Raw genomic sequence first — 14491 nt, 5'->3', positions numbered from 1 at the left:
GGTGATGAACGCGCTTTTTCGGGGGCGGGCCGGTGGCCCCGGGGGAAGTGGACGTTGTGGGGGGCGGCAGGGGCCTGGGGGGGGGGGGGGGCCCCCCGCCGGGGGGGGGGGGGGTCGGGGGGGGGGCCCCGCCCCCACGTCGCTTCGCCTGAAGGATGCGCGGCGTCTACTCAACCGACTGGGCGGTCCGATGATCAAGGCCGTCTCGGCCTGCTGCTGCGTCTTCTCGGCCAACGTCTCGATCAGCCCCAGCAACTGCTCGACGAGAGGCGTGCGCTCCGTGGCGGGGATGTCAGGCAGGTCGATCACAGCAGGGCTATTCGAGACAAGTCAGGGCAAGGAAGCAGGGTGTCTAACGCCATGGTAACGCACCACCACCCCGCGACCGCCACGACTTATTGAGAAGTTACCGAAACATGACTTTAACCGCTGATCAATGAAGTGGTTTTCCGAAGATCGGTTCTGGAGCTTCAGCCTAGTTGGAAAGCTGAGATGGCGCTTGCACTTTGCCGCTTCGGGCGCTTAAACGAACGGCCATGAGCCGCTCCGCGAGCCTTGAGCCGGGGTCGCGGAGCTGGCGCCCAGACCTAGCTCCCTGCCAGCCGCACCCCGACTAGAGCCCGCGCATCCACGCCGGGCGCAGCGCCGCCGTCTCCGGCCGCGCGATCGCGGTCCGGACCTGATGGAGCAAGCGCGCCTTGTCCGCTCCCAGGGTCCCTTTCAGCACCAGCCAGTTGGAGGCGTGATCCGCGCGGAAGATGGTGCGCCGCAGCTCCAGCGCGGCTAGGAACGTCTCCATTTCCGCGAGGAGCCCGGCTTGCGACAGCGCCCGCCAGTCCGGCCACTGTTCCCGGAAGCGCGCGCCGCCGTCCGCGAGCATCACGACCAGCGTCGAGAGGTATTCCGGCTGGGTCGCGTTGATGAGCCGCGCCGAATTTTCCGCGTGCGGCTGGCTCAGCGCCTCTCCACCCAGCCCGTTGAGGATCATGACCGAGCGGCGAATGCCCGCCGCGCCGAGCTTGTCGAGGGCCGCTTGGGTCGACGCGAAGGTCTCCCCCTTGTTGACCCGGGCCAATACGCTGTCATCTCCAGATTCCGCGCCGAGGTAGACGCGCTCGAGACCCGCATCGCGCAGCGCGCGCAGCTCATCGACCGACTTGCGCCCAAGGTTTCGCGCCAAGCAGTAGCTGGATACACGCCGCACGGCGGGCAAGTGCCGCCGGATCGCTTCCAGGTAGACCATGAGGCGGCGCGTCGGCAGGACCAGGGCGTCGCCATCGGCCAGGAAGACGCGCCGGGCGGAGTCGCCAAGCCGCGCGCCGCAGCGCCGGATGCCTTCCAGCACCTCGGCCTCGCCGCGGGCACGGAAGCGCTTCTGCGGCGGGCTGTACATCTCGCAGAAGCTGCACTTGCTCCAGGAGCAGCCGTCCGTCACGGGGAGGATGAGCGAATCCGCCTCGCTCGGCGGACGGTAGACGGGCTCGATGTAGCGAATGGGCAGATCGTCGCTCAGGGTGGAGTCCTCCGGGAGACAGGCAAGAAAGTCGGTTGGTGGCAGCGGCGTTTCGAGGTGCTCAGGCGCCGTCGCGCCGGAGCGACGCTCGCACGGAGCCTGTGCAGGCCCTGCGCGCTCGGGCAATGGAGCCCGTGGATTGCATTGTGAATGGTGCGGACGGCCCAACGCTAGATGCCAGGCAGCGGCCGATGCCGCGAAGTACGGATTCACACCTGATTCTTGGAGGTCTCGCTATGGAATACGATCGTTCCTTTGCACTCGTCGAGGCGGTCATTCTCGTCGGACTCTTCTTCTGGCTCCGTTACATCAACTCCCTGGGCTCAGGCGGCAAGGCGCGTGAAGAGGTTGAGCAGCGCGCCGACGCGAGCCGCGAGCCCTGACCCGGCCCGCTGGGGGTGTCGGCCTCCAGGCCGGCACGGGTGTTGAGCTGGAGACCCACACTCCCAGGCGCCCAACTTAAGGCGGCCGGAGTGCCCTCGATGGGCTCCGGCCGTTTCATTTCGGCGGCTGGCCTCAGCGCAGGCCCATCATCCGAGTTCCGGCGCTGTGAAAGTATTCCGAGCACACCAGGAAACTGCATTCCCAGGCTGGAGCGCCTGCCCGAGCGCAGATCAGGCGCCACGGCCAAATGCGCTGCCTGAATCAGCATGATCTGGCGTCTTCCGGCCTCGGGCCTCCTGCGTCGGCCCGGCTTCAGATAAGGATTCACGCGCAAAGTCTCCGTTTCGTCATCCGGCCGTCGGCCGAGTGACGCCAGCGGGGTCTATATTTGGCTGAGAGCGGCCCGCGCGCCATCTTTTCGGCGCCACCGCCTTTTCGGTGCTCGGACTCATCGCCACAGAACGACAAGCAGACAGTCTTCTCATGGAATTCAAAGACTATTACCAGCTCATGGGCGTCAAGCGTGATGCCACGCAAGACGAGATCAAGCGCGCCTATCGCAAGCTGGCACGCAAGTATCACCCGGATGTCAGCAAGGAGCCGGATGCCGAGGCACGCTTCAAGGAGGTCGGAGAGGCCTATGAGGTCCTGAAGGACCCGGAGAAGCGCACCGCCTACGACCAGCTCGGCGCCAACTGGAAGGCCGGTCAGGACTTCCACCCGCCGCCGGACTGGGATCAAGGCTTCGAGTTCCACGGCGGCGGCTTCACCGGCGCGGACGCGGACCATTTCAGCGACTTCTTCGAGAGCCTGTTCGGACGCGGCGGCTTCGGCGGCGCCCGTGCCGGGCACGCCAGGCGCGAGTTTTACGCCCGCGGCGAGGACGCCCACGCCAAGGTCCTCATCGACGTCGAGGATGCCTATCGCGGCACCACCCGACCCCTGACCTTGAGGCATACCGAGCTCGGCGCCGACGGCAGGCCGCACCTCAAGGAGCGCACGCTCAACGTCTCCATCCCCAAGGGCGTCCGTCAAGGGCAGCACATCCGGCTCGCCAAGCAAGGCGGCGCGGGGATCGGCAAGGGAGCTGCGGGCGACCTCTACCTCGAGGTCGAGTTTCGCCCACATCCGCTCTACAGCGTCGAGGGCAAGGACCTCTACCTCAACCTGCCCGTGGCGCCCTGGGAGGCCGCCCTAGGTGCCACCCTGAAGGTGCCGACACCGGACGGGACGGTGGACTTGAAGCTACCGCCCGGGTCCTCCGGCGGCCGCAAGCTGCGGCTGAGGGGGCGCGGGCTGCCGGCGAAGGAGCCTGGCGATCTCTACGTGGTGCTGCAGATCGCCCTGCCGAAGGCCGACTCGGAGGCCGCGAAGAAGGCGTACGCAGACTTCGAGCAGGCGCTCGCGTTCAATCCGCGCGCACACTTGGGGATTTGAGCCATGAAGACGACGGACATGATGAGCCTGCTCGCGGGGGAAGTGCTCGATGAAGACATCGAGCTGTCTCTGAGCGAGCTTTGCCGCGCCTGCCAGCTCCCGGCGGAGCGCATCTTCGAGCTGGTCGAGGAAGGCGTCGTCGACCCGCTGGGCCGCGATCCCCGGCAGTGGCGCTTCCAGGCCTTCAGCATCCGGCGCGTGCGCTGCGCGCATCGGCTGGAGCAGGACTTGGGCGTCAACGCCGCCGGGGCGGCACTGGCGCTCGATCTGCTCGAAGAGCTCGAGCGGCTCCACGTGCGGCTGCAGCGTCTGGAGAGCTGAGGCGATTCCCAAGAGTCTCGTGCCGAGCGCGATTCGATCAGGCGTCGCCGGGCGGAGATCGCGTGGTAGGGCCGCCCCGGCGCGACGAAGCCGGCTCCGACCGCCCAGTCGCGGCGCGGCGCCGCTCCCACGGATCGAGCACAGACTTCGGCGTCTTCTCCGGGGTGATGGCTCCCGGCGCTCGCCTGCCGGTGTCGGCCGGCATCACTCCGCGCTGCCCCTGAAGCGCGGCCGGCTGAGGACGGGTGCCCTCAGCACCTCGCTCAAGGTCGTGAGCGGACGATGGCCCGCGCCACGGCCTTACACGTACACTAGGATCCATGAATCCCGTGGATCACCTACCGGATGCGGTCCTCGTCATCGACCTGGCTCGGAGCCGCATCCTCGACGCCAACCCCGCCGCCGCGTCCCTGCTCGCCCGTCCTCTCGACGACATCAAGGGGCTGGCGCTCGCCGCCCTCGACCCGGAAGGAGACGCCGCAAGCACCTGGGAGGCCGCGCTCGCAGCGCGTCAGGGTGAAACCCTGCGCTTCCAGACCACCTTGAGCGCTGGCCAGGGAGGTCGAGTCCGGGTCGAGCTGCATGCGCGCTGCGAGCACACCTCGGCCGGACGGCACCTCTTCTGCGTCGCACGCACCCAGAGCCGGCAGCCCAATCCCGAGCCGCGCATCCATGGCGTCATACATGACGCGAACATCGGCTACTACCGCATCCATCGCCGCAACCGCCAAGAGCGCTGGCTGCGCGTCGCCCTCGAGAGCATGCGCGACGCCTTCGTCCTCATCGAGAGCGAGAACGACCGCGTGATCGAATGGAATCCGGCCGCCGAGCGCCTCTTCGGCTATTCGCGCGAGGAGGCGCTCGGCCAGCGCCTGCACCACTTGATCGGCCCACAAGCTGACAGAGGCTTCGCGCGCAAGGGCCTCGCCGCCTTCGCCATGACCGGCCAGGGGCCGCGCGTCGGCCGAACGCTGGAGCTCGACTGTCTGCACAAGGACGGGCACCGCTTTCCGATCGAGCTCTCGGTCTCCGCCATGGAGCTACAAGGGCGCTGGTGCGGCGTCGGCATCGCCCGTGATATCAGCGAGCGCAAGCGCTTCGAGCACCAGCTGCGTTTGCAGGCCCTGGTCCTCGATCAGGTCCAAGACGAGGTCACGGTGACGGATCTCGACGGCATTATCGGCTACGTCAATCAGACCCAGGTCGAGACGCTGGGCATCTTGCCCGAGACCCTCATCGGCAAGCACATCACCATCTACGGCGATAGCCCAGCGGCCGATGCCACCCAGGCAGAGATCGCCGAGGCGACCCGCTCTCAGGGGCATTGGAGCGGAATCGTCATGCATCGGCGCGGGGACGGCTCGCAGATCGCCGTCGAGCTGCGCACCCGATTGGTCAGGGACGACAATGGCCATCCCGTCGCCATGGTCGGCGTCGGCACGGACGTCACCGAGCGACGCCGCGCCGAGGCTGCCCTGCAGATCAGCGAAGAGCGCTATCGCGTCGCCTTCGAGACCAGCTTGGACGCCATCGCCATCAATCGGCTCGACGATGGCCGCTATATCGACGTCAATCGCGCCTTCCTCGAGACCACGGGATACAGCCGCGACGAGCTGCTCGGCCATTCGTCGCTGAAGCTCAATATCTGGGTCGACCCCGAGGATCGCCGCCACATGGTGGAGCGCCTGCGGACAGATGGCTCCTACCGCAGTCTGGAGGCCCGCTTCCGCTGCAAGGATGGCCGCATCATCTGGGGAATCATGTCGGCCAACATCATCGCGCTGGGAGGCATCCCTTGCCTCCTATCGGCGACGCGCGATATCACCCAGCAGAAGACCGAGGCCGAGGAGCTGGCACGCTACCGCAAGCACCTGGAGGAGCTGGTCGCGGAGCGCACGCAGCAACTGGTCGTGGCCAAGGAGGCGGCGGAGGCAGCCAATGTCGCCAAGAGCGCCTTCCTCGCCAATGTCTCCCACGAGATCCGCACCCCATTGAATGCCATCACCGGCATGGTGCATCTGCTCAAGCGCTCGCGCTTGAGCGCCGAGCAATCCACGCGCCTGGATCAGATCGAGCGTGCCGGTAGGCACCTCCTGGAGATCATCAGCACGGTGCTCGACCTGTCGAAGATCGAGGCGAACCGTTTCACGCTGGAAGAGGTCCCTGTCGACATCAACGCCGCCATCGACAATGTCGTGGGCCTGATCCGCGATCGGGCCGAGGCCAAGGGCCTGCGGCTCCGCGTCGAGGCACCCCGCCTCCCAGAGCCCCTGATCGGCGACCCCACGCGCCTGCGGCAAGCGCTGCTCAACTACGCCAGCAACGCGGTCAAGTTCACGGACGCCGGCACCATCACGCTCCGGGCCATCGTCGAGGACGCCTCGGAGCAGAGTCTCATCGTCCGCTTCGAGGTCGACGACACCGGCATCGGCATTGCCGCCGAGGTCATCCCCAAGCTGTTCTCGGCCTTCGAGCAAGCGGACAGCTCGACGACGCGCAAGTATGGCGGCACCGGGCTGGGACTCGCCATCACCAAGAAGCTGGCGCAATTGATGGGCGGCGATGTCGGGGTGTCGAGCCGGCCGGGCCAGGGCAGCCGCTTCTGGCTCACCGTCCGACTGCGCAAGACCGACACGGCCGCGGGTCTCCAATGCCTGGTCGCCGCAGACGCCGTCGAGACACTGCTTGCCGAGCACTGCGGCGGACGCCGTCTGCTGCTAGCGGAGGACGAGCCCATCAATCGCGAGGTCCTTCTCGCGCTCCTTGGCGAGCTGGGGCTGGAGATCAGCGTTGCCGAGGACGGCGTCGAGGCCGTCGCGCATGCGAAAGACAGGGACTTCGACATCATCCTCATGGACATGCAGATGCCCCGCATGGACGGGCTCGACGCAACGCTCGAGATCCGCGCCCTGCCCAAAGGCGCCAGCGTGCCCATCATCGCCTTCACGGCCAACGCCTTCGCCGAGGACAAGGCGCGCTGCCTGTCCGCCGGGATGAACGACTTCCTCAGCAAGCCCGTCGAGCCCAACGCCCTGTTCGAGACCCTGCTGCGCTGGATGGGACCACGGCAGCACTGATGGGCGCTTCGCGCCGCCATGACGCGACACAGTCCACACAAATCCGTAGGCTTACGCGGTAGACTGTAACGACGGGCGCCATAGGGATGCAGGATCGAGGAGGAGTCGTTCGCGGTGAGCAGGTATTGGAGGCATCTCGACCGATGAGCCTTCCGAGTCCGAAACGCCCAGGCCGACGCGGGTCCAGCCTGCGGCGCGGCCGTGCACGGACGGCGCCGAGGCCGGCCTGCGGCATCCGTCTTCAACGACTTTCGATCCGATAGAGAGCCCGTGTCCAAAGCGAGCTACAGCGCATCCTTGTCGAGCAGCCTCGCCCCAGATCGGCGTACGCAGCAGCGTCTGAGCGTCGAGGTTCCCGTCGCCGTCACCGTTCGCAGCCTCGACCTGCGCCTCAGGGGCGTCACCAAGGACCTGTCCTGGGGCGGATTGCTCGTCAATCTTGCCGAGCCCCTTCCCGAGGGGACGCGCGCCCTGCGGGTCACGCTTCCTTGGAAACGCGACGAGCGCATCAACGCGATCGCCCAAGTGCTGCGGACCAAGCGCCTGCAAGACGGTCGCACACTGGTCGCCTTGCGCTTCATGACGCTGTCACCGCGCAGCCATATGCGCTTGGAGCAGCTGCTCCAAGCACTCAGCACCTCCGCGCCCGAGGAGCGCGAAGCCGGCTTGGTCCGCGAGCTCGAGGTCAGCGTCAACGACCTCGACGAGCTGCGCGACATGATGGAAACCATCGCGACCGGCCGCTATACCTGCACCGTCTTCGAGGCCTACACCAAGGATCAGAGCCTCTGCTTCGTCCTCGCGGGCACCGAGGAATGGACCGGCATTCGCCTGCGCGCCAGGGTCGTCGACGTCAAGCCGACCGCCTTGTCCGGCTATCTCGACGTACCCCTGTATTCCGCAACCCTGCAGTTCGAGCATCCCAAGGAATCCCTGGCGAAGCTCATCGACTACATCATCGGCCAGCTGCCCGAGCCCAGCCAGGCGTCGACCATGGTCGAGTGGTCGCAAATGGTGCACTCGCAGCTCATCAAGCCGCTGAAGGTGTCCACGGAGCCGGCCCCGCGCCCGCTCTCCAAGCGGCCGGTCAGGAGCGTCCTGCACTCGGTGCTCGAGACCGACTTTCCCGAGGCGCTCAACTACCTCCTGCTCGGCTGGGGCGATGTCGATGCCTTCGAAATGATGTTCCGCGAGCTGACCATGGGCGACCGCTTCCAGCTCGGCGGCTGGCCAGCCGACGCCTGGGAGGAGCTGATGCTCCTGCAAGACATCCACGACCACGTCTTTGGCGTCACCGGCGAGCGCCACAAGTTCAGCCTCTTCTGACGCCCAGCACCGCTCGGCCGCACGCCGCTTTCTGGCTCCCAAGCCCCAGCGTCGCGCAGTGGGAGCGCGGCCCCGGCGCGACGGAGCCCGCTCCGAGCCTGAGGTATCGCCACAAGAGCGGCCTGGACAGCGAGCCGCACGGCGAGACGGCTGGGACTCCTAGCCGGGCTCCACGCTGGAAAGCCGCATTAGACCACTGAACCTCATGTCTTTAATCTGGGGATACCACACCTGAAAAGAGCTGTTGAACCGCAAAGCAAGCTAAGAGCGCAAAGGATTTCAATGCGTTGCGGAGTGGATCTTACTCACCTAACGGGTGACATGGATGCATTGAGCAACCCTCTGTTTTACTTAGCGTCCTTTGCGCCTCTGCGGTTCGAATTGCCGGATCTAGGCACAGGCTCCGAGCCCTCCCAGTCGCGTCGGTGCGCCGCAGCCACAGGGCCAAGGAGGTGTCGGCCAGAGCCCGTCCGGGCTCAGCGGGCTGACCTCAAAGCCCGGCCGGCCGTCCGCCGGCTCCAGCGCGCCGTGCTGTTTGGCCAGGAAGAGTCGTTCCCCAGCGGCCGAGTAGGCGCGCACAATAGTGCGCGCCACACAGGCCTCTTCGCCGTAGGAGACTTGGTAGACATGGGTGTGCCCTTTGCGTCCGAGCGTGTCGGCCATATCTGCCCCCCTAGGGCGACCCGCAGCGGAAGCCTGAGACGGCTCGCGCTCGGGCGAGCTGCGCATCCGCAGCGATCGACTGGATTGAGCCCTGGATTTCAGGGCCGTGCGACCTGAGCACCCTTTGCGCCGGGCTGGAGCAGCTGAGGTGGATCGCGACTCACCAGCTCGCCAGGCCAGCGCGGCATGCCGCACCCAGCTCCGATCTCGCCACGGCTGCGGAGGACGCTCATGCTGGGAGTGTCGGCCTCCAGGCCGACACCTGATGGCGCTCGCGCTCAAGACTCCCGGGACCGCCAGGTCCCGCAGTTCGAGCGAAACCAAATCGGGGCGTGAGCGCCCCATCCACCAGCAAGCCTAGCCGGCGAAGATCGCGTGAAACCTGACGCTGTTGACACCTCAGCCCCCGCCCGCGTCCGTTGGCGCCATGGGCTCCTTGTCAAGCGCTCGGCACCCGCTGTCGGCTCCAACAGAGCCAGATCCAAAATCAGGCCAGAGATTGCGAATGGCAACGAGCACAGGGCCACGATGAGCGAGCGATTCCGGGCTTGGCCCAGAGGCGACCGCCGATGAGTCGAGGGTCCCCTGACAGGCCGCCGCGGGTCGGCCGGATTCCCCGGCGCTCGCTCTCGCTCAGGCTCAGCGGCACCTTCATCGCGCTCCTGATCGCGGCCGCCATTCCCGTCGGCTATCTGTTCGACCGCGGCCGCACAGAGGCGATCTCGCACAGCCACCTCGAGCACATGGAGCGTCAGGCAGAGCGAGCGGCCGACGAGGTGACGGGCATGATCGAGCGCCTTCGCAGCGACGTGCGCTTCCTGGCCGGAACGCCACCCATTCGAGGAATCCGGCGCGCACTCGACGGCGGAGGCATCGATCTGCAGGGGAGCTCGTCGCTACAACAGTGGCAAGAGCGGCTGCACCAGCTCTTCCTCGCCTTTGCCAAGGCGAAGCCGCACTACGTCAGGCTTTGCTTCGTCGACATCCGCGACCAAGGCGTCGAGCTGGCCCGGGTCGAGCGGGATCCAGACGCCCGTGACGAGCGGCCGGACGACTGCGTTCAGCCCGCCCTCGATCTGCCGCACGGCCCGGCTTCTCCGATGCAAGCCGACAAGGTCTACCTGTCTCGCCTGAGCCCCCGGCAAGCCCCTGGCCAAGCGCATACCCCCGTGACCTCTTTGCTCGTCGCCGCCACGCCGATCCAGGGGCCAGGGGGCAGGCGCCTCGGGGCCTTGCTCGTGGAGATGGACTTACATCAGGCGCTCGCGCGCGCCTGTGCGACCGCGGACGCCGCCGAGTCGCTCTATGTCCTCGACGAGAACGACCACCTCCTCCTGCATCCTGACGCACAGCGTCCCCTCCCCGCCAACCTCGACACCGGGGAGCCACGCAAAGTCGTCGTCATGCGCCCCTGGGACCCTCAGGACCCGCAGCTGCAGCTGCGTTTCGTCGTGACCGACGCCAGCCATCGGCCCGAGCAGATGGAGGGATTCATCCGCCGCGACAGCGTCCTCGGCATGGCCGCCCTGCTCGCCTTGGCCATCGGACTCGTCATCTGGACGGTCCACCGCGAAACCGCCTCTCTGCGAACCTTGGCCGTGGCCGCACAAGACATCGCCGACGGCGACTACAGCGCGCCCTTGCCGCTTACCGACAGCGGCGAGGTAGGGAGCCTCGCTCGGGCCTTCCGCGACATGGCCTCGGAAGTGCAAAAGCGCGAGCGCGCGCTCGCCGAGCTCAATCGCGACCTCGAGCAGCGCGTGCGGGAGCGCACTACCGAGCTAAAGCGGCAGCATGATCTTCAAGGATCGATCCTGGAGAATGTCGCCGACGGCATCCTGGTGACGGACGCGCGCGGCCGCTTCCTGCTCTGGAATGCCCGTGCGATTCAGCTCATCGGCGCGCCCCCCGTCGACATGGCTGCGGAGGAGTGGGCATCCAGCTACGGCATCTTCAAGGACGAGTCCGGCGAGCTGCTGACCACCGAGGCGCTTCCGCTGATGCGTGCCATCAGAGGCGAGTCCAGCGACAACCTGGAGCTCTTCCTCCGTCATCCCGAGCAGGCGCAAGGACGCTGGATCGAGGTGACCGCGCGACCGCTGCGGGATGCCGCGGGTGCCACCACGGGCGCCGTCGCCATCCTCGTCGACAGCACGGAGAAGAGGCGCCTCCATGAGCGACTGCAAGCGCATCGCAAGAAGCTGATCGAGATCGGGCGCCTCATGCTGGGCTCCGAGATCGCCTCCATGACGGCCCATCAGCTCAGCCAGCCGCTCGCGGCCATCAGCAACTATGCGACGGCGGCCGTGCGGATGTACGAGAACGGCAATCTGAGCGCGGAGGACCTGCAGGCGGCACTGACACGCATCGAGCAGCTCTCCAACGACTGTGGCACCATCTTGGACCGGCTCAGAGAGCGGATTCGCCGCCGCGAGCCCGAGCAGGTGCTTTTCAATGTCGGCACGGCCGTGAGCGCCTGTCTGGACTCGCTGCGAGACCGTCTACTCATCCAGGGGGTTGCCGTGCAACAAGCCGGCTCAGGCGGCACGCTGCCCGAGATTCTGGGCGATCCCATCGCCCTCGAGCATGCCTTGGTACAGCTCGTCTCAAACGCGCTGGATGCCATGGAAGAGCGCCCGAATGGCCAGCACAAGCTAAGCGTCAAGACCGACTTTGCGCGGGAATCCGACAGCATCATGATCGAGATCGGCGACACCGGCCCCGGCATCGACAGCGCCATCGCGGGTCGACTCTTCGAGGCCTGGGAGACCAGCAAGCCAGACGCACTGGGCATCGGTCTATCGGTTGCGCAGACCATCGTCGCGACCTTCGGCGGTGAGATTCGCACCCAGCCCGCAGCGGCTGGCGGCGCAGTCTTCCGGGTTGCGCTGCCCGTGACCCGAGGACAGCAGGCGTGAGCGCGGCCCCCATCGCCTACGTCGTCGACGACGAGCCGGATGTGCGCCAATCGCTGGCGCTGCTGCTGCGCTCCGTGGCCATCGACGTCGAAGCCTACGCCAGCGCCCGCGACTTCCTCGCCAGCTTCGGCGGGGCCAAGGGCCGGCCAGCCGTGCTGCTGCTCGACGTGCGCATGAGCGAGATGAGCGGCATGACGCTGCTGGAATGCCTTCGCGTCGAGCACCCCTGGCTGCCCGTCATCATGATCACAGGGCACGGCGACATCGACATGGCCGTCAAGGCCATGAAGCTCGGCGCCAAAGACTTCGTCACCAAGCCCTTCAAGGGCCAAGACATGCTCGACCGCGTCCAGGAAGCCCTACGCGACTCTCCGAGCCGCGAGGACGCCGCCGTCGCGCCGCAGACAAAGGGACCCGACGCGCGCCTCGATACCCTGACGGCCCGCGAGCGCGAAGTCTTCGACCGCTTGGTCGCCGGCGACGCCAACAAGACCATCGCCTATGATCTCGGGATCAGCATCCGAACCGTCGAATCGCATCGCGCCAACATCATGGGCAAGCTCAACGCCAAGAGCCTGGTCGACCTCGTCCTGGTCTCGCTGGAGCGCTAGCATCGCCAGCGCGACTCCATGCCGCGCACCCAAGCTCGGCCCTCCGCCATCACACCGGCAAATCGGCTGTAGGCTGGACGAGCGCGAGCGAAGTCCACCGAGCCTTGCGCTGGCATCGGGCGCGGCCGAGCTGGCCGAGCGCATCCAGGCCACCGGCGCGAGCGACTCGCGAAGCAGTCACCTACCGGCTATCCGAGCAAGCGGAACCTGATAATCGGCGGATGCTCTGGTTGTCGGCCTTGGCGAGCAAGAGCGAAGCGCGGTCTGCAAAGCTGCCGCAAGACGATCATGGTGAAATGACCCGCATGACAGACCAAGCCACCCCACCCTCCAGGCCAGCCAAGAGCCGCTGGCGCGGCTGGGCCGTCAACATCCTCCTCATCGCGCTCGTCTTCGGCGGCGTTCAATGGTGGAAGGCCCGCCCCCTGGCGCATGGCCAGGCACCCGCCCTCGCGGGGATGGATCTCGCGGGACAGCGCCTGGATCTGCGCGACTATCGGGGTGAGCCCGTCCTCGTCCATTTTTGGGCGAGCTGGTGCCCCGTGTGCCGCCTCGTCGACGGCGCGGTCGCCTCCATCGCGGAAGATCACCCCGTCATCACCGTCGCGCTCCAATCCGGCGGGCCGCCCGAGATCCGCGCCTTCCTACGAGAAGCCGGCCTCGACCTGCCCGTCATCCCGGATGCCTACGGCGAGGTTTCCAGCCGCTGGGGCGTCGCAGGCGTGCCGGCCACCTTCGTGATCGACGGCGATGGCCAGATTCGTTACGCAACCGTCGGCGCCAGCACCGGGCCCGGGCTGCGCCTGCGCTTGTGGATGGCGAACCGGGCCGATTAGGCAACCAAGGGTGGACGAGCGCGAACGAAGTCCACCAAGCCTCACGCCGACGTCGACGGACTGCGCCGCGCTTGTCCGCCCACAGGAGACGCCAGACCAATCCGATGCGCGAAACCCAGGCTTGCGAGGCCGCTCGACACCAGGGCGCCCTCCCCGTTCGACCGCCTCCAGCATCTCTCGGTCCGCGCTGTGCCCGCTCGTTCCCGCGCTCCGGCGTGCGCATGCAGTCCGCCCCCTCCAAAGATCGCATCTTGCCGTCGATTGGGCCAACGCAGGAGGCCCAACAATCAGCGCCTTAGGCCGACCGCCATATTGGGCTTCGTACCTCAGCCCAACCTACGCAGAATTTCTTCACAGTCTCTGGAGCGTCGGAGGCAGAGCGGGAGGTAACAACCTGCCGCCTCTTGTTGGACTTCGTATCTCGACCCAACCTCGCGCTGCCGGAGCCGAGCGCAGCAACAGACGGCTCAACCTCACTTCTTGCTCGGGTCGACCGAGCCGCCGTGCCGGCCGTCAGCGGCCCGGCCGCCACACGACGGTGCTCTCGGCAAGGGACCGAATGTACTAATCTGTAAAGTGAAGAGTCCCTTATCGCAGGAGGCAAACGGGAATCCGCATTGCTCAGCGCGAGGTTATCGGTAGCAGCAGAGCTGAGCATGCGCGGCGCAGGCTGCATGACCGAATTGGGGCGTTGAGGGTTGGAGCGTCAGGCGTCTCCTATCGGTTGGGCAAGCGCAGTCCACCCTGGCCGGGGTGGTGACTGGGGCCGAACGTCACGACCGCCCTGGATCGCCCAAGCCCAGTCATCAGCGATCACGCCCTTATTCGGAGCCTCGAGCCATGACCCAAATTGGTGAAAGCGCTTTGGATGGATCCCCAGACGGCCGCCAGAATACAGCACCCGAGCAGCGCCGCTTTAGGCGTGTGCCGTTCGAGTGCATCACAGCCATCTACCCGTCGCAGGAACTGCGCTCGAAGAACAAGCCAACGGTCAATATGGGTTATACCCTCAATATCAGCGAAGCCGGCGCAGCCATCCGCACCTTTCGTCCAGCCGCCGCGGGCGCTCGGGTCACACTCGAGATGCGCTTCGACGCTGACGGCACACCAGTGCTGGTCCAGGGCATGGTCGTCTGGTCGAGCGAGATCGACTCCTTTCGACACAGCCATCTCGGCGTTCAGTTCGTTCCGCCCGGAGACTATGCACGTGGCCGCATCCAAGAGGTGCTATCTGCGTAAGGCGCCGCAGCCTCTTGCACGCTCATCAGGAAGTGTCCGTCAACTGCTTCCCGCTTTTCTGATCGCGAAGCTCCGGCTTCGTGACCTCGGCGACGAAGCTCTGCGTCAGGACGCCGACCACTTTCGGCCCCTTCACCGGACCGAAAACAGCGCTTACCCTCAGACG

11 protein-coding genes are annotated in these 14491 nt (G+C 66.6%); 9 read left to right on the top strand and 2 right to left on the bottom strand.

The genetic code is table 11. The annotated features are described in order from the left end of the window. Positions 1-613: 613 nt before the first annotated feature. Positions 614-1639: a radical SAM protein gene (locus tag G3446_RS14300; RefSeq protein ID WP_245232506.1), complete on the bottom strand. Its 1026-nt coding sequence runs from the start codon at positions 1637-1639 to the stop codon at positions 614-616. Between the two features lie 110 nt (positions 1640-1749). On the opposite strand from G3446_RS14300, the gene G3446_RS14295 reads away from it, so the two are divergent. The 5 genes from G3446_RS14295 to G3446_RS14275 all read left to right on the top strand — a co-directional run bounded on the left by G3446_RS14295 (position 1750) and on the right by G3446_RS14275 (position 8058). Then, complete coding sequence (locus G3446_RS14295) at positions 1750-1896, top strand: hypothetical protein (protein ID WP_164453507.1); 147 nt, start codon at positions 1750-1752, stop codon at positions 1894-1896. A gap of 484 nt (positions 1897-2380) precedes the next feature. Next, a complete protein-coding gene (locus G3446_RS14290; RefSeq protein ID WP_164453506.1) occupies positions 2381-3334 on the top strand; it encodes a DnaJ C-terminal domain-containing protein in 954 nt (317 codons plus the stop codon). A 3-nt stretch (positions 3335-3337) separates the two neighbouring features. Then, positions 3338-3655: a chaperone modulator CbpM gene (locus G3446_RS14285; RefSeq protein ID WP_209262422.1), complete on the top strand. Its 318-nt coding sequence runs from the start codon at positions 3338-3340 to the stop codon at positions 3653-3655. 329 nt (positions 3656-3984) lie between these two features. Then, the gene (locus G3446_RS14280) at positions 3985-6732 is read left to right on the top strand and encodes a PAS domain S-box protein (RefSeq protein ID WP_164453505.1); all 2748 of its coding nucleotides are present in this window, start codon (positions 3985-3987) and stop codon (positions 6730-6732) included. A gap of 270 nt (positions 6733-7002) precedes the next feature. Beyond that, positions 7003-8058: a PilZ domain-containing protein gene (locus tag G3446_RS14275; RefSeq protein ID WP_164453504.1), complete on the top strand. Its 1056-nt coding sequence runs from the start codon at positions 7003-7005 to the stop codon at positions 8056-8058. Between the two features lie 390 nt (positions 8059-8448). On the opposite strand, the gene G3446_RS14270 is transcribed toward G3446_RS14275, so the two are convergent. After that, positions 8449-8721: a hypothetical protein gene (locus G3446_RS14270; RefSeq protein WP_164453503.1), complete on the bottom strand. Its 273-nt coding sequence runs from the start codon at positions 8719-8721 to the stop codon at positions 8449-8451. A gap of 569 nt (positions 8722-9290) precedes the next feature. On the opposite strand from G3446_RS14270, the gene G3446_RS14265 reads away from it, so the two are divergent. From G3446_RS14265 to G3446_RS14250, 4 genes are all read left to right on the top strand, one after another. Continuing rightward, on the top strand, positions 9291-11639 hold the full coding sequence (locus tag G3446_RS14265; RefSeq protein ID WP_164453502.1) for an ATP-binding protein: 2349 nt from the start codon (positions 9291-9293) through the stop codon (positions 11637-11639). Further along, the gene (locus tag G3446_RS28970; protein ID WP_164453501.1) at positions 11636-12250 is read left to right on the top strand and encodes a response regulator; all 615 of its coding nucleotides are present in this window, start codon (positions 11636-11638) and stop codon (positions 12248-12250) included. The genes G3446_RS14265 and G3446_RS28970 overlap by 4 nt, the downstream gene beginning before the upstream one ends. A 296-nt stretch (positions 12251-12546) precedes the next feature. Then, a complete protein-coding gene (locus G3446_RS14255) occupies positions 12547-13086 on the top strand; it encodes a protein disulfide oxidoreductase (protein ID WP_245232504.1) in 540 nt (179 codons plus the stop codon). 840 nt (positions 13087-13926) lie between these two features. After that, positions 13927-14325 (top strand): PilZ domain-containing protein, encoded by a 399-nt coding sequence (locus G3446_RS14250; RefSeq protein WP_164453500.1) that lies wholly within the window; start codon positions 13927-13929, stop codon positions 14323-14325. Positions 14326-14491: the final 166 nt, after the last annotated feature.

Source organism: Thiorhodococcus minor, from assembly GCF_010820565.1.
GTDB lineage: Bacteria > Pseudomonadota > Gammaproteobacteria > Chromatiales > Chromatiaceae > Thiorhodococcus > Thiorhodococcus minor.
The sequence above is the reverse complement of the archived record's forward strand: the minus strand, read 5'-3'. Positions and strand labels throughout refer to the sequence as shown.

Bases quoted from the DNA above. Each gene is read 5' to 3' on its own strand.
- G3446_RS14270 (WP_164453503.1), bottom strand. From the start codon at position 8,721: ATGGCCGACACGCTCGGACGCAAAGGGCACACCCATGTCTACCAAGTC.
- G3446_RS14255 (WP_245232504.1), top strand. From the start codon at position 12,547: ATGACCCGCATGACAGACCAAGCCACCCCACCCTCCAGGCCAGCCAAG.
- G3446_RS14295 (WP_164453507.1), top strand. From the start codon at position 1,750: ATGGAATACGATCGTTCCTTTGCACTCGTCGAGGCGGTCATTCTCGTC.
- G3446_RS14290 (WP_164453506.1), top strand. From the start codon at position 2,381: ATGGAATTCAAAGACTATTACCAGCTCATGGGCGTCAAGCGTGATGCC.
- G3446_RS14250 (WP_164453500.1), top strand. From the start codon at position 13,927: ATGACCCAAATTGGTGAAAGCGCTTTGGATGGATCCCCAGACGGCCGC.
- G3446_RS14265 (WP_164453502.1), top strand. From the start codon at position 9,291: ATGAGTCGAGGGTCCCCTGACAGGCCGCCGCGGGTCGGCCGGATTCCC.
- G3446_RS14285 (WP_209262422.1), top strand. From the start codon at position 3,338: ATGAAGACGACGGACATGATGAGCCTGCTCGCGGGGGAAGTGCTCGAT.